Source organism: Pseudomonas sp. IT-196MI5, assembly GCF_949767415.1.
GTDB lineage: Bacteria > Pseudomonadota > Gammaproteobacteria > Pseudomonadales > Pseudomonadaceae > Aquipseudomonas.
The window spans coordinates 410,787-428,081 of sequence record NZ_CATKPZ010000011.1; the positions used below are offsets into that span (position 1 = coordinate 410,787).

Consider the following 17,295-nt stretch of genomic DNA (forward strand, 5'->3'; position numbering starts at 1 on the left):
AGCCGCTGCGTGGCAGCGGCTGGTGCTCGGGGCAACACTGCGCGCTTGTCTGTGGGAGCGAGCCGGCTCCGGGCGGCGTTCCGACGAAAAACGCCAGGACACCGCGTTTATTCAGGACGCAAACGTAATCGTTGACGTCCATCGCGAGCAAGCTCGCTCCCACATTCATAGCCACAAGTGAAGCAGCCTGGAGTGGTTAACCCCAAGCATAGTTGTTACTTGATGGTCAGGGCTTCCAGTTTGCCGCTGTTGCCATATACATAAATCGTGTCACCCATCACCAGCGGACGGGCACGCAGGCCGTCGCTGTCGATGCGCTCGCGGCCGACGAAACGACCGTCCACCTGACTCAGCAGGTGCAGGTAACCTTCCAGGTCACCGACTGCAACGTAGCTGGAGAACACTTCCGGGGCCGACAGTTGACGACGGGCCAGCGAATCGTTGCTCCACAAGGCTGTGGTGGAACGCTCGTCGACGCCTTCAACGGTGCCCGAAGACAGGCTCACATAAACGGTGCCCAAACCCTGGGCGACACCGGCGTAGCTGGAAGCATCACGCTGCCAGAGCTGACGGCCGCTTTGCAGGTCCAGAGCGGCAACGCGCCCCTGATAGCTGGCGACATACAGCGTCTCGCCCGACAGCAGCAAGCCACCGTCGATATCGACCACACGCTCCAGCTCCGAACGACCTTGCGGGATCGCTACGCGCTGTTCCCACACCGGTACGCCGTTGGAGATATCCACGGCAACCACTTTACCGGTCGACAGGCCAGCCACCGCGAGGCGGTTGGTCACGATCGGCGCACTGGTACCACGCAGGGTCAGTACCGCAGGCGTGCTGTCATAGATCCAGCGACGGTTACCGGTGGAGGCATCCAGGCCGATCAGGCGATCGTCCTGGGTCTGAACCACCACAACGTCACCGTTGTTGGCTGGCGGAGCCAGCACTTCGCTGGACACGCGAGCGCGCCACTTCTCTTCACCGTTGATAGCGTCCAGGGCAACGATTTCACCCTTGAGCGTACCGATGGTGACCAGACCGTAACCTACGCCAACAGCGCCGGAGACAGGCAGCTCGAGATCTTTCTTCCATTTGACGTCGCCCGTGTTGCGGTCCATCGCCATCAACACACCAGTGACGTCGGCGGCATAGATGGTATCGCCATCGATGGCCGGAACCAGCATGTTGTAGGTTTCGCCCTGACCGTCACCGATCGAACGACTCCACTGCTTGTGCAGAACCACTTCTTCCTTGAAGTCGACCAGTTCGGCCGGAGGCAATTCTTTTTTGCTGTTGCTGCTGCAACCCGCGGCCAACAAGGCCAGGGCCAGCAATGCTGCATGTTTCCAACGAATCACGTCACGCATCCCCTTTGGCCAGGTCGTCCAGCTTGATTTGCAGGCCGCCGACCGCCGCTTCATCCGACAGTGCCGCCTTGGCTTTTTGATACGCCGCGCTCGCCTCATCGGTACGACCCAACTGCACCAGCAGGTCGCCCTTGAGCTCTTCGCGAGTGGCCAGGAATGCCTTGTCGGTATCGCCTTCGAGCAGCTTCAGTGCTTCGTCGGCCTTGTTCTGTGCGCCGAGTACCTGGGCCAGACGCTGACGGGCGATTTCACCCAGCGCCGGGTTGGCCGGTTTGTCGACAATGGCTTTGAGCTCGCTGGCCGCGTCGTCCAGCTTGCCGCTGTCGACCGCCACCTTGGCCACGAACAGGTTGCCGTACTGCGCGTAGGCGCTGCCGCCGAACTCGCTGTTGAGCTTGCGGGCCAGGTCCGAAACACGGGCCGCATCGGGTTTGCCGTCAGGCGTCAGCGTGGTTTCGAGCAATTGCTGATAGAGCATCGAGGCGCCTTGCGACTGATTGCTCTGATACTTGTGGAACGCCTGCCAGCCGAACACGATGACCAGCGCCAACAGGCCGCCAGTGACCAGGGGCTTACCGTTGCGTGACCACCATTCCTTCAATTCCGCCACATGTTCGTCTTCGGTACTCGACACCCCAATACTCCTTAATCGCTAATTCGGCTGTTTAGACAGCTTCAACCCTGCACGACGCAGGTGGCCAGGTGCGCGGCAAGCGCATCCCAGGCAATGCTTTGTTGTTCGCCCTGGCCTCGCAGGGGTTTGAAACCTACCACTTGCCGGTCCATTTCGTCGTCACCGAGGATCAGCGCATACAGCGCGCCGCTCTTGTCGGCTTTCTTGAACTGGCTTTTGAAACTGCCGGCACCGGCATTCACTTGCAGGCGCAGGTTGGGCAACTGATCACGTACGCGCTCCGCCAGGGTCAGGCCAGCCAGCTCGGCGGCTTCACCGAAGGCACAGAGGTAGACATCGACCTGACGGGAGATCTCTTGCGGGATCTGCTCCAGGGTTTCCAGCAGCAGCACCAGGCGTTCGATACCCATGGCAAAACCAACGCCAGCGGTCGGCTTGCCGCCCATCTGCTCCACCAGACCGTCGTAACGGCCACCGGCACATACGGTGCCCTGGGCGCCGAGCTTGTCGGTGACCCACTCGAAAACGGTCTTGCTGTAGTAATCCAGCCCGCGAACCAGCTTCGGGTTGATCACGTAAGGAATGCCGGCGGCGTCCAGGCGAGCCTTGAGGCCCTCGAAGTGAACGCGGGACTCTTCGTCGAGGTAGTCGGCCATTTTCGGCGCATCGACCAGTACCGCCTGGGTGTCGGCATTCTTGGTATCAAGAACCCGCAGCGGGTTGGTTTTCAGGCGACGCTGGCTGTCTTCGTCGAGCTTGTCCATGTGCGCCGAGAGGTACTCGACCAGCGCTTCACGATAACGACCACGGGATTCGCTGGTGCCCAGGCTGTTGAGCTCGAGTTTTACCGCATCGCGGATGCCCAGTTCGCCCCACAGACGCCAGGTCAGCACGATCAGCTCGGCGTCGATGTCCGGACCGTCGAGGTTGAACACTTCGACACCGATCTGGTGGAACTGGCGATAACGGCCTTTCTGCGGACGTTCGTGGCGGAACATCGGGCCGATGTACCAGAGTTTCTGAACCTGGCCACCGCCGGTGATGCCGTGTTCCAGCACTGCGCGCACGCAGGCCGCCGTGCCTTCAGGGCGCAGGGTCAGGGAGTCGCCGTTGCGGTCGTCGAAGGTGTACATCTCTTTTTCGACGATGTCGGTCACTTCACCGATGGAACGCTTGAACAGTTCGGTGAACTCGACGATCGGCATGCGGATCTGCTTGTAACCGTAGTTATCCAGCAGACGCGAAACGGTGCCTTCGAAATGACGCCACAGGGGAGTCTGTTCGGGCAGGATGTCGTTCATGCCACGAATGGCTTGCAGAGACTTGCTCACTTAAATTCCTTAATTCGTTCGGCTCTTTTTAGCCAGGCTTAGCCGCGCGCAATAACGGCAGCGTCAGCTTCGACCTTTTCAGCCGCTTTCTGGCGGATCAAGCGTTCCAGCTCATCCACCAGATTGTCATTCGTCAGTTTCTGCGACGGCTTGCCGTCGATGTAAATCAGGTTCGGCGTACCGCCGGTCAAGCCGATATGGGCTTCCTTGGCTTCGCCCGGGCCGTTGACCACGCAACCGATGACCGCGACATCCAGCGGTACCAGCAAGTCTTCGAGGCGCCCTTCCAGCTCGTTCATGGTCTTGACCACATCGAAATTCTGCCGCGAGCAGCTCGGGCAGGCGATGAAGTTGATGCCACGGGACCGCAGGTGCAGCGATTTGAGAATGTCGTAGCCGACTTTCACTTCCTCGACCGGGTCGGCCGCCAACGAGATGCGGATAGTATCGCCGATCCCTTCGGCGAGCAGCATACCGAGGCCCACGGCGGATTTCACCGTGCCTGAACGCAAACCACCGGCTTCAGTGATGCCCAGGTGCAGCGGCTGGACGATTTCCTTGGCCAGCAGGCGGTAGGCTTCGACGGCCATGAACACGTCGGATGCTTTCACGCTGACCTTGAAGTCCTGGAAGTTCAGGCGTTCAAGGTGCTCGACGTGACGCAAGGCAGACTCGACCAGTGCAGCCGGGGTCGGCTCGCCGTATTTCTTTTGCAGGTCCTTTTCCAGGGAACCGGCGTTCACGCCGATACGGATCGGGATCCCGCGGTCACGGGCGGCATCGACCACTGCGCGCACACGGTCTTCGCGGCCGATGTTGCCCGGGTTGATCCGCAGGCAGTCGACACCCAGTTCAGCTACGCGCAAAGCGATCCGGTAATCGAAGTGAATGTCGGCAACCAAGGGCACCTTGACCAGTTGCTTGATCTTGCCGAAGGCTTCGGCGGCGTCCATGTCCGGAACGGAGACCCGCACGATATCGACGCCGGCCGCTTCCAGACGATTGATTTGCGCGACGGTGGCCGCGACATCGTTGGTGTCGCTGTTGGTCATGCTCTGCACAGCGATAGGTGCATCGCCGCCAACAGGCACGTTACCGACCCAGATCTTGCGGGATTCGCGACGTTTGATTGGAGATTCGCCGTGCATGACTTATTGACCCAACTTCAGGCGAGCAGTCTCGCCACTGGTGAACGGAGCGACATCAACCGGCTGGCCGTTGTAGCTGACCTGAGCGCCGCGGGCAAAGCCCAGGCGCACGGTAAATGGTGGTTTACCATTGAATGCCAGGCTGGTGCCTTTGCGCTTGAGACCACTGAACAGTACCTTGCCGCTACCGTCGGTCACTTGTGTCCAGCAATCGGCGGTGAACTGCACTTGAACCTGGCCTTGACCGGCCACTGGTGCGGTTACCGCTGGAGCCTGCGCGCTCGGGGCTGCCGGAGCAGTCACGACCGGGGCCGGGACAGCAGGCACCGCCGGCGCTGGCGTTGCCGGCGTCACTGGCGTCGCGACAACTGGCGCCGGATTGTGAGCGGGTGCGGCGGGTGTTGCCGGCGCTGCAGGGACGGCCGGCGCAGTCGCCTGAGCATCAGCCGGCACTTGAGCCGCAGTGTCGGCCTGTGGCAGCACGAGGACGGTTCCGCCTTCGGTCTGACCTTCCACGACAGCCTGGTCTTCCGGCTCGTCCAGCGGATGAATCTGCGTAGTACCGTCGGCGCCTTCGACTTCAACGTGTTCCGGAACCAGCCCGATCAGGTCCTTGGTACGCATCGAGGTCTGATCCTGCCACCAGACGAAACCGCCACCGATCACCGCGATCAGCAACAGCAGGCTGACGATTCGCAGGATGGTGTGGGAGACCCGGACCGGCTCTTCGATACGCCCCAGACTGTGAACATTGCTGCCCTGGGAATCGGTGCCGGTGGATTGGTCGAATTGCTGGACCAGTACGGCCTGGTCCATGCCGAGCAATTTGGCATAGGTACGAATATAACCACGGGCAAAAGTATGCCCGGGCAGCTTGTCGAAAGCGCCGGCTTCCAGATTGCTCAGGGAAGTGGTGGTGAGGTTGAGCTTGAGGGCCACTTCGGCCAGCGACCAGCCATTGCTTTCGCGGGCCTGGCGCAAAATCTCACCGGGGTTAACGCGATTCGCTGCTACAACTTCAGGATGCGCCGCTTTCATCATTGCTCCGACAGGTATTGCTGATATTCCGGCGTACCGGGATAGAGTCTTTTTAGTTGCAGGCCCTTACTTGCGGCCTTGTCGCGGTCTTCAAACACTTTTGCCAGCCGAATGCCGAGCAATAGACTACGTGCATTTTGTTCGGAGAGCTGGCTAAAACGGTCGTAATAGTCATGCGCGGGCACATAATGCCTGTCTTCGTAAGACAACTCAGCCATTTCCAGCAATGCACGAGGTTGCTGACGGTTCAGGCGCAGGGCTTTTTCCAGTTGCTGCCGGGCCAGATCGCGCTGACCAAGCATCGCAGCGGTCATGCCGAGGTTCTCGAACACCCGCGAACGCTCAGGATACAGGGTATCGGCGGCGGCTTGCTCAAAGCGCTCGTAGGCTTCCTTGTAACGTTTCTGCTCGAACAAAAAACTGCCGTAGTTATTGAGGATTCGTGCATCGGCGGGACGGGAAGACAGCGCCTTGCGAAAATGCTCGTCGGCCAGCTCCGGTTCCATCTCGGCCTGGAACACCAGCCCCAGCGCCGCGTTGGCATCAGGGTCGGCACTATCCAGCTCCAAGGCTTTTTTCAGTGGGACCTTGGCGCGCTCGGTCATCCCCTGCTGCAAATACCCGATACCCAACTGAACGTACGCCTCCCGCGCTTCATCACGGCCCTTGCTGGTCTTCATCGGGTTGTAGTCGCCCGAAAGCACGCAGCCAGCACACAGGCTGGCCAACAGCAAAAGCAGCGCAAAGCGCAGGGACATAGAGATCCTCTCTTAGTTGTTGTTCGCAGCGTTCGTCGCCAGATCGCTGTCGGCGTTCAACTCGCGCACGGCGATGTAACGTTCGCTGCGACGGGTGCGATCCAGCACCTGCCCTACCAATTGACCACAGGCGGCGTCGATGTCTTCACCGCGGGTAGTGCGGACGGTGACGTTGAAACCGGCATGATGAAGCTGATCCTGGAAACGACGAATCGCGTTATTGCTCGGACGCTCATACCCGGAATGCGGGAACGGATTGAACGGGATCAGGTTGATCTTGCACGGGATGTTCTTCAGCAGCTCGATCATTTCCACGGCGTGCTCAACCTTGTCATTGATGTCTTTGAGCAAGGTGTACTCGATGGTCAGTACGCGCTTTTCGCCGAGGCTCGACATGTAGCGCTGGCACGACTCGAGCAGCATCTTAAGCGGATACTTCTTGTTGATCGGCACCAATTGGTTACGCAATGCGTCATTCGGTGCGTGCAGGGACAATGCCAGGGAGACGTCGATGTGCTTGGAGAGTTCATCGATCATCGGCACCACGCCGGAGGTCGACAGGGTCACACGGCGTTTGGAAATGCCATAGCCCAGGTCGTCCATCATCAAATGCATGGCTGCAACGACGTTGTCGAAGTTCAGCAGCGGCTCACCCATGCCCATCATCACCACGTTGGTGATGGCACGGTCGACGGTTGCCGGGACGCTGCCAAAGGATTTGTTGGCAATCCACACCTGGCCGATGACTTCGGCGGCGGTGAGGTTGCTATTGAAGCCTTGCTTGCCGGTGGAGCAGAAACTGCAATCCAGGGCACAGCCTGCCTGGGACGAAACGCACAAGGTGCCGCGTTTGCCCTGGGGAATGTACACGGTCTCGACGCAGCTGCCGGACGCCACGCGCACCACCCATTTACGGGTGCCGTCGCTGGAAATGTCCTCACTGACCACTTCGGGACCACGGACCTCGGCAACAGCCTTGAGCTTTTCGCGCAAAACCTTGCTGACGTTCGTCATGGCATCGAAATCATCGACACCAAAGTGGTGAATCCATTTCATTACCTGACCGGCACGGAAACGCTTCTCCCCGATTGAGTCGAAGAATTTTTCCATTTCCAGCTGAGTCAGACCCAGCAGGTTAGTTTTTACAGTCGATGTCGTCATGGATTCACCTTCACTCTTAAGCCAATGCTTAGCGAGTGGTTACTTCAGTAGCTGCGAAGAAGTATGCGATTTCGCGAGCGGCAGCGGCTTCGGAGTCCGAACCGTGTACAGCGTTGGCGTCGATGGAGTCAGCGAAGTCAGCGCGGATGGTACCGGCAGCAGCTTCTTTAGGGTTGGTAGCGCCCATCAGCTCACGGTTCAGAGCGATAGCGTTTTCGCCTTCCAGAACCTGAACGACAACCGGACCGGAGATCATGAAAGCAACCAGGTCGTTGAAGAAACCACGAGCGCTGTGCTCAGCGTAGAAGCCTTCGGCTTCGGCTTTGGACAGTTGCTTGAGTTTCGAAGCTACAACGCGCAGGCCAGCTTTTTCGAAACGAGTGGTGATCTCGCCGATCACGTTTTTTGCAACGGCGTCAGGCTTGATGATGGAGAAAGTACGTTGAACAGCCATGGTGTAACTCCAGAAACGGTAATTTACGAAAAATTAAACCCGCGAATTATACGCGGGTTCTCGGGTATTGCCTAACCTGCGGCGTGGCTCAGTCGCGTTCTTCGATCCAGTGGGCCTGAATGGCCTCCAGGATCTTCTCGCCACAATGCTCAGGCATGTCGTCGAAATCGGGCAGTTCCATCACCCATTTACGCAGATCGACGAAGTTGACCGACATAGGGTCCACGTCGGGCTTGCTTTCAGCCAGCTGGATCGCGATCTCCAGCACATCAGTCCACTTGAGTTTCATGACAATTCCTTGAATCAGTGCGGTGCTTCGGCTGCGTGGTTGAGCGAGTACTTCGGAATCTCGACGGTCAGGTCTTCGGTGCCGACCTTGGCCTGGCAACCCAGGCGCGATTGAGCTTCGAGCCCCCAAGCCTTGTCAAGATAGTCCTCTTCCAGCTCGTCAGCCTCTTCCAGCGAGTCGAAACCCTCGCGGATGATGCAGTGGCAGGTGGTGCAGGCGCAGACGCCGCCACAGGCACTTTCCATCTCGATATGGTGCTCATGGGCCAGCTCGAGAATGGAAATACCCGTCTCAGCCTCCACGACCATGCCTTCCGGGCAAAACTTTTCGTGTGGCAGAAAAATGACCTGCGGCATCGTTATTCCTCAATCTCATTCAGGTTGCGCCCCGCCAGTGCGGCTTTCACCGTCGAGTCCAGGCGGCGGGCGGCAAAGGCATCGGTCACTTGCGACAGACGCTTGGTCTGCTGCTCGATGGCGTAACCATCGGTACCTTTCATCAGTTCGCTCAGTTCCTGCATCTGCAGCTCGATGACCATGCGCTCGTCGGCGTCGAGCAAACGCTCGCCATCCGCCTCCAGAGCCGCCTGTACCGCTTCGATCAGGCGCTGGGCGTCGACCTGCTGCTCACGCAATACGCGGGCAACCTTGTCGTCGTTGGCGTGCTGGAACGAATCCTTGAGCATCTTGGCGATTTCACCGTCGGTCAGGCCATAGGACGGCTTGACCTGGATGCTGGCCTCGACGCCCGAACCCAGTTCGCGGGCGGAAACGCTGAGCAGACCGTCGGCGTCGACCTGGAAGGTCACGCGAATCTTCGCCGCACCGGCCACCATCGCCGGAATCCCGCGCAGCTCGAAGCGTGCCAGGGAGCGACAGTCGCTGATCAGCTCGCGCTCACCCTGCAACACATGGATCGCCATGGCCGACTGGCCGTCTTTGTAAGTAGTGAAGTCCTGGGCGCGGGCGACGGGGATGGTGGTGTTGCGCGGAATCACCTTCTCCATCAGGCCGCCCATGGTTTCCAACCCCAGGGACAATGGAATCACATCCAGCAGCAGCAATTCGCTGCCATCGCGCTTGTTACCGGCCAGGGTATCGGCCTGGATCGCAGCACCGATGGCCACCACTTGATCCGGATCGATTTCAGTCAGCGGCTGGCGACCGAAAGCTTCGGCGACGGCGTCGCGAACGCGAGGAACGCGAGTCGAACCACCCACCATGACCACGGCATGCACGTCGTCCAGCTCGATACCGGAATCACGCACCGCACGACGGCAGGCTTTCAGGCTGCGAGCGACCATCGGCTCGATCAGCGCATTGAAGGCTTCGCGGGTCAGCCCGGCTTTCCAGTCGCCATAGGCAACGTCAACGACCGCCGCATTGGTCAGGGCTTCCTTGGCCGCACAGGCGGTTTGCAGCAAGTTGCGCTGCGTACCCGGATCGAGGTCGGCGGACAGACCAGCGCTCTCGATGATCCAGCCAGCGATCGCGTGGTCGAAGTCATCGCCACCCAGGGCGCTGTCGCCGCCGGTAGCCAGGACTTCGAAGACACCGCCGGTGAGGCGCAGAATCGAAATGTCGAAGGTGCCGCCGCCCAGGTCATAAATGGCGACCAGACCTTCAGCGTGCTGATCCAGACCATAAGCCACTGCCGCAGCGGTCGGCTCATTGAGCAAACGCAGCACGTTCAGACCGGCCAGTTTGGCTGCATCCTTGGTGGCTTGACGTTGAGCGTCATCGAAATAGGCCGGAACGGTGATCACCGCGCCCACCAGCTCGCCACCCAGCGTCGCCTCAGCGCGCTGACGCAGGACCTTGAGGATATCGGCGGAGACTTCGACCGGGCTTTTCGGGCCCTGGATCGTCTCGATGAACGGCATGTGCGACTCGCCGTCGACAAAACGGTACGGCAGCTGATCGCCCAATTGCTTGACGTCGGACAGACCACGCCCCATCAAGCGCTTGACCGACAGCACAGTATTCAGAGGGTCGGTAGCGGCGGCCAGCTTGGCGGATTCGCCAACCTCGACGCGATCGGCGTGGTAGCGCACGGCAGACGGCAGGATGACCCGCCCTTCTGCGTCGGCAAGCGGCTCGGAAAGACCACTGCGCAATGCAGCGACCAGCGAATTGGTAGTGCCCAAGTCGATCCCCACAGCCAGACGACGCTGGTGCGGTTGAGGACTTTGGCCGGGTTCGGCGATCTGCAGTAGGGCCATCGTTATCAGGACTTATCTGTATATCAGGCGTGCGACCGGAGCGGCACTGGGTTAATCGTCGAGGCGCTCTTCTAACTGGCGCACTTCGTAGGTGAGCTTGTCGAGAAACTGCATGCGCCGCATCAGGCGTTCGGCCCGTTCACGTTGCGCGGCATCGTTCCAACAAGCTGCGAAGCTTTGGTTCAGTTCATCCTGGGCAGCCTTCAGGCGACGCTTGAAGACGGCAACGCCATCGAGGTCGGCGCTGTCCTGCAAGTCCTCGAGCTCTTCACGCAGCTCCATCTGCTGCAAAAGAAACTCCGGATCATGCACCGTGACCTCCAGCGGCAGCTCGCCACCATTCAAGGCGAGCAGGTAACGCGCGCGCTTGGGTGGACTCTTGAGCGTCTGGTAGGCCTCGTTGAGGCTCGCGGATTGCTCCAGCGCCAACCGTTGCTCTCGCTCGGAAGCGTCGGCAAAGCGGTCCGGATGAACACTGCGCGCCAACTCACGGTAGCGCGTAGCCAGCTGATCGAGGTCCAGATCGAAACTCGGTTGCAGCTCGAATAAAGCGAAATGACAAGGAGTACCCACGACAAGCCTCAGATGTTGAAGCTCTCGCCGCAGCCACATTCACCGCGTACGTTGGGGTTGTTGAACTTGAAGCCTTCGTTCAACCCTTCCTTGACGAAATCGAGCTCGGTGCCGTCCAGGTAGGCCAGGCTTTTCGGGTCGATAATCACTTTTTCGCCGTGACTTTCGAACACCTGATCCTCTGCAACCACCTCGTCGACAAACTCCAGCACATAGGCAAGACCGGAACAGCCTGTGGTGCGAACACCCAGACGGATCCCTTCACCTTTGCCGCGCCCGTCGAGGGAGCGCCGCACGTGTCGAGCAGCCGCTTCTGTCATGCTGATAGCCATCGGTGACTCCTTACTCGTCGCCAAAACTCGAAAATCAGATCAAGCCTTTCTTCTGCTTGTAATCGCGAACAGCCGCCTTGATGGCGTCTTCAGCGAGTACCGAGCAGTGGATTTTCACTGGCGGCAGGGCCAGTTCTTCAGCCAGCTGGGTGTTCTTGATGGTTTCCGCTTCGTCCAGGGTCTTGCCCTTCATCCACTCGGTGGCGAGGGAGCTGGAAGCGATAGCCGAACCGCAGCCGTAAGTCTTGAACTTGGCATCTTCGATGATGCCGGCGTCGTTGACCTTGATCTGCAGGCGCATCACGTCGCCGCACGCCGGAGCGCCGACCATGCCGGTGCCGACATCAGGATCCTGCGCGTCCATCTTGCCGACGTTGCGCGGGTTTTCGTAGTGGTCGATGACCTTTTCGCTGTAAGCCATGATTCTCAATCCTCACTCATCAGAGAGTCGCTCTTTGAGCCCTGTCACCATCGTGCGCAGGGCTGGTTCGCGGCGACTTGAAATCAGTGTGCCGCCCACTCGATTTTCGAAATGTCGACACCGTCTTTGTACATGTCCCACAGCGGCGACATAGCGCGCAGCTTGGTAACGGCCTCGCAGACTTCCCGCGCGGCGTAGTCGATTTCTTCTTCGGTGGTGAAACGGCCGAAGGTGAAACGAATCGAGCTGTGTGCCAGTTCGTCGTTGCGGCCCAGGGCGCGCAGTACGTACGAAGGCTCAAGGGACGCCGAGGTGCAGGCCGAACCGGACGATACCGCCAGGTCCTTGAGCGCCATGATCAGCGACTCGCCCTCAACGTAGTTGAAGCTCAGGTTCAGGTTGTGCGGAACGCGGGCGGTCATGCTGCCGTTGACGTACAGCTCTTCCAGGTGCTCGACCTGTTTGTAGAAACGGTCGCTCAACGCCTTGATGCGCGCGTTCTCGGCAGCCATGTCTTCCTTGGCTACGCGGAAAGCTTCGCCCATGCCGACGATCTGGTGGGTCGCCAGGGTGCCGGAACGCATGCCGCGCTCGTGACCGCCACCGTGCATGGTCGCCTCGATGCGTACGCGCGGCTTGCGGCTTACGTACAGGGCGCCGATGCCTTTAGGACCATAGGTCTTGTGGGCGGAGAAGGACATCAGGTCGACTTTCAGCTTCGAAAGGTCGATCTCGACCTTGCCGGTGGACTGAGCGGCGTCGACGTGGAACAGGATGCCCTTGGAACGCAGCAGTTCGCCGATCGCTGCGATGTCGTTGATGGTGCCGATTTCGTTGTTCACGTGCATGACCGACACCAGGATCGTGTCGTCGCGCAGTTCAGCTTCGACCATCTCAGGGGTCACCAGGCCATCGGTACGAGGCTCGATGTAGGTCACTTCGAAACCTTCACGCTCCAGTTGGCGCATGGTGTCCAGGACAGCCTTGTGCTCGATCTTGGTGGTGATCAGGTGTTTGCCCTTGGTGGCATAGAAATGCGCCGCACCCTTGATTGCCAGGTTGTCGGATTCGGTGGCACCGGAGGTCCAGACGATTTCGCGCGGGTCGGCGTTGACCAGATCGGCCACCTGACGACGGGCGTTTTCGACGGACTCTTCGGCTTTCCAGCCGAACACGTGGGAACGGGACGCCGGGTTACCGAAGTTTCCGTCGACCAGCAGGCATTCACTCATTTTTTGCGCGACACGCGGATCAACCGGGGTGGTCGCAGAGTAATCAAGGTAAATCGGCAATTTCATGGACTATCTCCTAAATCAGGCTGGCTGGCGTGCCGCTAGCTCTTCGGCTGTCATTCGACGGCGGACGCTTCAATCTTGTCCAGGCGTGGCACCTTGCTGTTGCAACGGCGCTGGTCCTGACGCTGGGCTACTTCTTGCACCTCACGGCGAGTCACAAGATCAGCCAAGCTGATACCGCTCAAAAATTCGTGAATCTGCAGGCTCAGATCGCACCACAAGTGGTGAGTCAGGCAAGTGTCGCCGGAATGGCAATCACCCTGCCCCTGGCATTTGGTTGCATCGACCGATTCGTTCACTGCATCGATCACCTGGGCGACCTGAATGCCCTGCATGTCGCGGGACAATTGGTAGCCACCGCCCGGACCACGCACGCTGGACACCAGATTGCTGCGGCGCAGCTTGGCGAAAAGCTGTTCGAGGTAGGACAGGGAGATGCCTTGGCGCTCGGAGATATCGGCCAGGGACACGGGCCCGTGCTGCGCGTGCAACGCCAGGTCAAGCATGGCGGTCACGGCGTATCGGCCTTTTGTAGTCAGTCGCATGGACAATTACCACGGAGTTCGGAATGAGGCGAGTATGCAATTCCCGAGTATTTAAGTCAACTATAAGACCTAGTGCTTTAGTCGGGTTTACCCGCAAAAGAGCGGCGGAATCATAGCAGGGTCTGCGGCTTAATGGCACACCGGTCAGCGCTCTGCCATTACCTGATTACGACCTGTAGGAGCTCCAGATGAAATTGTAGGAGCTGCCGCAGGCTGCGATCTTTTGATCTTTGCCGTTATAAAGCAAGATCAAAAGATCGCAGCCTTCGGCAGCTCCTACGGGACATCAGCCGGCTTTACTTTCGTCTTTGTCCTTCACACAAGCGAAGTCTTCTTCGCGCAGCTCAGGCAGATCTTTCGCACAGTAATTACTGCCCAGATCCTTCAAGGCCCCGCACATCCCCTCCAGGCGCCCATCGACCGCCTGCAGGTGATCGAGCAACTGGTTAATGGCACGCGCCACCGGGTCAGGCATGTCTTCAGTCACGCCATAGGCATCAAAACCGATCTTCTCGGCCATGGCCTTGCGCTTGGCGTCCTGCTCTTCGTCGGGTTTGACGATGATCCGCCCCGGAATCCCCACCACAGTGGCGCCCGGCGGCACCTCTTTGGTCACCACGGCATTGGAACCGACCTTCGCACCCGCACCAACAGTGAACGGGCCAAGCACCTTGGCGCCCGCCCCGACCACTACACCATCACCCAGCGTCGGGTGGCGCTTGCCTTTGTTCCAGCTGGTACCACCGAGGGTCACGCCCTGATAAATGGTCACGTCATCGCCGATTTCCGCCGTTTCACCGATGACAATGCCCATGCCATGGTCAATGAAGAAACGACGGCCGACCTTGGCGCCCGGATGAATCTCGATCCCGGTCAACCAGCGCCCGAAGTTCGACACCAGGCGCGCCAGCCATTTCAGGTCCGCGCGCCACAGCATCGCCGACAAACGGTGAATCCAGATGGCGTGCATGCCGGGATAGCAAGTCAGGACTTCAAAAGCGTTACGCGCCGCCGGGTCTCGGTGGAATACGCTCTGGATATCTTCACGCAAACGCTCGAACATCATTAATCCTTCCGGTTTAGTAGCTCACCACGGGCCGCTTTCTGGGTTTCCGTGAGAATGCCACGCAAAATATTCATTTCCGCCCGGCTGACCGAGCTGCGTCCGTACAACCGGCGCAGGCGCGCCATCAAGTGCCGCGGCTTTTCCGGATCGAGGAATTCGATGGCCACCAGGGTCTGCTCGAGGTGCTCATAGAATCGCTCCAGCTCATCCATGGTCGCAAGCTCAGCGCTTTTCACCGAAGCCACTTCTTCCTTCTCGACCTTGCTCGGCTGACCTTGGGCCGCCAGCCAGGACATGCGCACTTCATAGCCCAACACCTGCACCGCCGCCCCAAGGTTCAGCGAGCTGAACTCAGGGTCTGATGGGATGTGCACGTGATAATGACATCGCTGCAGTTCTTCATTGGTCAGGCCGGAATCTTCACGACCGAACACCAGAGCGATTTGGGCACCCTGCCCGGCTTCCTCGACCACTTTCGCGCCGCATTCGCGGGGGTCGAGCAGCGGCCAGGGAATCCGTCGGTCGCGAGCACTGGTACCGAGCACCAGATTGCAGCCGACCAAGGCATCTTCCAAGGTGGCAACGACTTGTGCGTTTTCAAGGATGTCGCCGGCACCGGAAGCACGGGCATCGGCCTCGTGGTGCGGGAACAGGCGCGGTTCGACCAGCACCAGCCGCGACAGCCCCATGTTCTTCATGGCACGCGCAGCCCCGCCGATATTGCCCGGATGGCTGGTATTGACCAGGACGACACGAATGTTTTGCAGCAAGGGAGGCGCTCTCGAACACAATAATCGGGAGCCGAATCTTACAGCTGTAGCAACCGTTAAGCCATGAAAGCGAACGTCGTCCTTCTCCTGTAGAAACTTTCTGATAGAATGCTCGGCTTTCTTTAACAACCTTAGGTGACACATCCATGCAGCCCATGCTGAATATCGCGCTGCGCGCCGCCCGCAGCGCCAGTGAATTGATCTTCCGCTCCATCGAGCGCCTGGATACCATCAAGGTCGACGAAAAAGACGCCAAGGATTACGTATCCGAGGTGGATCGTGCCGCCGAACAGAAAATCATCGACGCCCTGCGCAAGGCCTACCCGAATCACTCGATCCTGGGTGAAGAGACCGGCATGCACGCCGGCACCGGCATCGAAGGCGAAGAGTACCTGTGGATCATCGATCCGCTGGACGGCACCACCAACTTCCTGCGCGGCATTCCTCATTTCGCTGTCAGCATCGCCTGCAAATACCGCGGTCGTCTTGAGCACGCTGTTGTCCTGGACCCGGTTCGCCAGGAAGAATTCACCGCCAGCCGTGGTCGCGGCGCTCAACTGAACGGTCGTCGCCTGCGCGTCAGCGGCCGCACCAGCCTGGACGGCGCCCTGCTGGGTACCGGCTTCCCGTTCCGTGACGACCAGATGGACAACCTCGACAACTACCTGGGCATGTTCCGCGCCCTGGTTGGCCAGACCGCCGGCATCCGCCGCGCAGGTTCGGCGAGCCTGGACCTGGCCTACGTGGCCGCCGGCCGTTTCGACGCCTTCTGGGAGTCGGGCCTGTCCGAGTGGGACATGGCTGCAGGCGCCCTGCTGATCCAGGAAGCAGGCGGTTTGGTGAGCGACTTCACCGGCGGTCACGACTTCCTTGAAAAAGGCCACGTCGTTGCCGGCAACACCAAATGCTTCAAGGCAGTTTTGACGGCGATCCAGCCGCACCTGCCAGCCTCGCTGAAGCGCTAAGCTTCCAGCGACAGAAAAGCACCCTTCGGGGTGCTTTTTTTATGCCCGGAATTCATCCTCGAAAACACCGCCCACCCCTGTAGGAGCGAGCCTGCTCGCGATGGTCGCCAACGATTACGCGCGCATTCAGGATTCACGCGGCGTTTTTGAGTTCTTCGCGAGCAGGCTCGCTCCTACAGGGGGACTGGTGGCGATGCACGAATCGCGCGCACAAAAAAGCACCCCGCAGGGTGCTTCTTTTTTAATCCGGCATCAGCAGATCACTGAGCCGCCTGATTCTCCGACAAGATCAACTTGCCTTCCTTATCCACCGGAATCTGGTTGCCTGGATCACGATCCATGCGCACCTTGCCTTCCTTGCCATCCAGCGAATACTGCACGTCGTAACCTACAACCTTGTCACTGATGTCGTTAACCGTGTTACAGCGGGTCTGGGTGGTGGTGTAGGTATCACGCTCTTGCATGCCTTCCTGCACCTTGTTGCCGGCATAACCACCACCGACAGCGCCCGCGACCGTGGCGATCTTCTTGCCGGTACCACCACCAACCTGGTTACCCAGCAGACCACCTGCCAATGCACCGACCACCGTACCGGCGATCTGATGTTGATCTTTCACCGGCGCCTGCCGGGTGACCGTTACATCCTTGCATACTTCACGTGGAGTCTTGATTTGTGTCTTGACCGGCTCAACGGCGAGTACTTGCGCGTACTCCGGGCCGCTTTTAACCAGGCTGTAGGTGGCCACAGCACCCCCGGCAGTTACACCGACAGCACCCAGTACAGCACCAACCAGCATCGACTTGTTCACATGAACCTCCTGGACCATCACATGCGGAACGTGTCCGCGCTTCTCCCTGCCTTGGAGCACAAAAAAAGGCGCGAGTTCAACTCGCGCCTTTTTTGGATGACACCGCTTAAGGACTACT

20 protein-coding genes are annotated in these 17,295 nt (G+C 59.5%); 1 reads left to right on the top strand and 19 read right to left on the bottom strand.

Going from position 1 to position 17,295, the window contains the following annotated elements; all coding sequences use genetic code 11:
- Positions 1-215 precede the first annotated feature (215 nt).
- The 18 genes from bamB to trmJ form a co-directional block, all read right to left on the bottom strand.
- On the bottom strand, positions 216-1,367 hold the full coding sequence (gene bamB, locus ACM6IK_RS09375) for an outer membrane protein assembly factor BamB (protein WP_108216524.1): 1,152 nt from the start codon (positions 1,365-1,367) through the stop codon (positions 216-218).
- A complete protein-coding gene (locus tag ACM6IK_RS09380; protein WP_414874080.1) occupies positions 1,360-2,001 on the bottom strand; it encodes a tetratricopeptide repeat protein in 642 nt (213 codons plus the stop codon). The genes bamB and ACM6IK_RS09380 overlap by 8 nt, the downstream gene beginning before the upstream one ends.
- A gap of 41 nt (positions 2,002-2,042) precedes the next feature.
- Positions 2,043-3,332, bottom strand: a complete 1,290-nt coding sequence (gene hisS / locus ACM6IK_RS09385; RefSeq protein WP_414874081.1) for a histidine--tRNA ligase — start codon at positions 3,330-3,332, stop codon at positions 2,043-2,045.
- A 38-nt stretch (positions 3,333-3,370) separates the two neighbouring features.
- Entirely contained in the window at positions 3,371-4,480 is a 1,110-nt protein-coding gene (gene ispG, locus ACM6IK_RS09390) for a flavodoxin-dependent (E)-4-hydroxy-3-methylbut-2-enyl-diphosphate synthase (RefSeq protein ID WP_003185136.1), read from the bottom strand.
- A gap of 3 nt (positions 4,481-4,483) precedes the next feature.
- Positions 4,484-5,518 (bottom strand): RodZ domain-containing protein, encoded by a 1,035-nt coding sequence (locus tag ACM6IK_RS09395; RefSeq protein ID WP_414874082.1) that lies wholly within the window; start codon positions 5,516-5,518, stop codon positions 4,484-4,486.
- Positions 5,518-6,276 carry a type IV pilus biogenesis/stability protein PilW gene (gene pilW / locus ACM6IK_RS09400; protein WP_414874083.1) on the bottom strand — a complete coding sequence of 253 codons (759 nt, stop codon included), beginning with the start codon at positions 6,274-6,276 and terminating at the stop codon, positions 5,518-5,520. Before pilW ends, ACM6IK_RS09395 begins: the two co-directional genes overlap by 1 nt.
- 12 nt (positions 6,277-6,288) lie before the next feature.
- Positions 6,289-7,437 (bottom strand): 23S rRNA (adenine(2503)-C(2))-methyltransferase RlmN, encoded by a 1,149-nt coding sequence (gene rlmN / locus ACM6IK_RS09405; RefSeq protein WP_414874084.1) that lies wholly within the window; start codon positions 7,435-7,437, stop codon positions 6,289-6,291.
- Positions 7,438-7,465: 28 nt separating this feature from the next.
- Entirely contained in the window at positions 7,466-7,891 is a 426-nt protein-coding gene (ndk, locus tag ACM6IK_RS09410; RefSeq protein WP_007982755.1) for a nucleoside-diphosphate kinase, read from the bottom strand.
- Between the two features lie 88 nt (positions 7,892-7,979).
- Positions 7,980-8,180, bottom strand: a complete 201-nt coding sequence (iscX, locus tag ACM6IK_RS09415) for a Fe-S cluster assembly protein IscX (RefSeq protein ID WP_007973999.1) — start codon at positions 8,178-8,180, stop codon at positions 7,980-7,982.
- A gap of 14 nt (positions 8,181-8,194) precedes the next feature.
- Positions 8,195-8,536: an ISC system 2Fe-2S type ferredoxin gene (gene fdx / locus ACM6IK_RS09420; RefSeq protein WP_414874085.1), complete on the bottom strand. Its 342-nt coding sequence runs from the start codon at positions 8,534-8,536 to the stop codon at positions 8,195-8,197.
- A gap of 2 nt (positions 8,537-8,538) precedes the next feature.
- Positions 8,539-10,401, bottom strand: coding sequence for a Fe-S protein assembly chaperone HscA (hscA, locus tag ACM6IK_RS09425; RefSeq protein WP_414874086.1), 1,863 nt, complete (start codon positions 10,399-10,401; stop codon positions 8,539-8,541).
- Between the two features lie 51 nt (positions 10,402-10,452).
- The gene (hscB, locus tag ACM6IK_RS09430) at positions 10,453-10,974 is read right to left on the bottom strand and encodes a co-chaperone HscB (protein ID WP_414874087.1); all 522 of its coding nucleotides are present in this window, start codon (positions 10,972-10,974) and stop codon (positions 10,453-10,455) included.
- Positions 10,975-10,982: 8 nt separating this feature from the next.
- Complete coding sequence (iscA, locus tag ACM6IK_RS09435; protein WP_003227904.1) at positions 10,983-11,306, bottom strand: iron-sulfur cluster assembly protein IscA; 324 nt, start codon at positions 11,304-11,306, stop codon at positions 10,983-10,985.
- A gap of 34 nt (positions 11,307-11,340) precedes the next feature.
- A complete protein-coding gene (iscU, locus tag ACM6IK_RS09440; RefSeq protein WP_056721266.1) occupies positions 11,341-11,727 on the bottom strand; it encodes a Fe-S cluster assembly scaffold IscU in 387 nt (128 codons plus the stop codon).
- 83 nt (positions 11,728-11,810) lie between these two features.
- Positions 11,811-13,025: an IscS subfamily cysteine desulfurase gene (locus ACM6IK_RS09445; RefSeq protein ID WP_414874088.1), complete on the bottom strand. Its 1,215-nt coding sequence runs from the start codon at positions 13,023-13,025 to the stop codon at positions 11,811-11,813.
- A gap of 50 nt (positions 13,026-13,075) precedes the next feature.
- Positions 13,076-13,567, bottom strand: coding sequence for a Fe-S cluster assembly transcriptional regulator IscR (iscR, locus tag ACM6IK_RS09450; protein WP_007982741.1), 492 nt, complete (start codon positions 13,565-13,567; stop codon positions 13,076-13,078).
- A gap of 286 nt (positions 13,568-13,853) precedes the next feature.
- Positions 13,854-14,630, bottom strand: coding sequence for a serine O-acetyltransferase (gene cysE, locus ACM6IK_RS09455; RefSeq protein WP_108216512.1), 777 nt, complete (start codon positions 14,628-14,630; stop codon positions 13,854-13,856).
- 2 nt (positions 14,631-14,632) lie between these two features.
- On the bottom strand, positions 14,633-15,403 hold the full coding sequence (gene trmJ, locus ACM6IK_RS09460) for a tRNA (cytosine(32)/uridine(32)-2'-O)-methyltransferase TrmJ (protein WP_414874089.1): 771 nt from the start codon (positions 15,401-15,403) through the stop codon (positions 14,633-14,635).
- A 146-nt stretch (positions 15,404-15,549) separates the two neighbouring features.
- Between trmJ and suhB the strand changes: the two genes are divergently transcribed.
- A complete protein-coding gene (gene suhB / locus ACM6IK_RS09465) occupies positions 15,550-16,368 on the top strand; it encodes an inositol-phosphate phosphatase (protein WP_008053258.1) in 819 nt (272 codons plus the stop codon).
- A gap of 260 nt (positions 16,369-16,628) precedes the next feature.
- Here the strand turns inward: suhB and ACM6IK_RS09470 are convergent, their stop codons facing one another.
- Positions 16,629-17,177, bottom strand: a complete 549-nt coding sequence (locus tag ACM6IK_RS09470; RefSeq protein ID WP_108216510.1) for a glycine zipper 2TM domain-containing protein — start codon at positions 17,175-17,177, stop codon at positions 16,629-16,631.
- Between the last annotated feature and the right edge of the window lie 118 nt (positions 17,178-17,295).

Coding starts and splice junctions, on each gene's coding strand:
- ispG (WP_003185136.1), bottom strand. CDS start 4,480: ATGCACGGCGAATCTCCAATCAAACGTCGCGAATCCCGCAAGATCTGG.
- iscR (WP_007982741.1), bottom strand. CDS start 13,567: ATGCGACTGACTACAAAAGGCCGATACGCCGTGACCGCCATGCTTGAC.
- iscU (WP_056721266.1), bottom strand. CDS start 11,727: ATGGCTTACAGCGAAAAGGTCATCGACCACTACGAAAACCCGCGCAAC.
- suhB (WP_008053258.1), top strand. CDS start 15,550: ATGCAGCCCATGCTGAATATCGCGCTGCGCGCCGCCCGCAGCGCCAGT.
- bamB (WP_108216524.1), bottom strand. CDS start 1,367: ATGCGTGACGTGATTCGTTGGAAACATGCAGCATTGCTGGCCCTGGCC.
- fdx (WP_414874085.1), bottom strand. CDS start 8,536: ATGCCGCAGGTCATTTTTCTGCCACACGAAAAGTTTTGCCCGGAAGGC.
- cysE (WP_108216512.1), bottom strand. CDS start 14,630: ATGTTCGAGCGTTTGCGTGAAGATATCCAGAGCGTATTCCACCGAGAC.
- pilW (WP_414874083.1), bottom strand. CDS start 6,276: ATGTCCCTGCGCTTTGCGCTGCTTTTGCTGTTGGCCAGCCTGTGTGCT.
- iscA (WP_003227904.1), bottom strand. CDS start 11,306: ATGGCTATCAGCATGACAGAAGCGGCTGCTCGACACGTGCGGCGCTCC.
- ACM6IK_RS09445 (WP_414874088.1), bottom strand. CDS start 13,025: ATGAAATTGCCGATTTACCTTGATTACTCTGCGACCACCCCGGTTGAT.
- ACM6IK_RS09395 (WP_414874082.1), bottom strand. CDS start 5,518: ATGAAAGCGGCGCATCCTGAAGTTGTAGCAGCGAATCGCGTTAACCCC.
- hscA (WP_414874086.1), bottom strand. CDS start 10,401: ATGGCCCTACTGCAGATCGCCGAACCCGGCCAAAGTCCTCAACCGCAC.
- iscX (WP_007973999.1), bottom strand. CDS start 8,180: ATGAAACTCAAGTGGACTGATGTGCTGGAGATCGCGATCCAGCTGGCT.
- rlmN (WP_414874084.1), bottom strand. CDS start 7,437: ATGACGACATCGACTGTAAAAACTAACCTGCTGGGTCTGACTCAGCTG.
- ndk (WP_007982755.1), bottom strand. CDS start 7,891: ATGGCTGTTCAACGTACTTTCTCCATCATCAAGCCTGACGCCGTTGCA.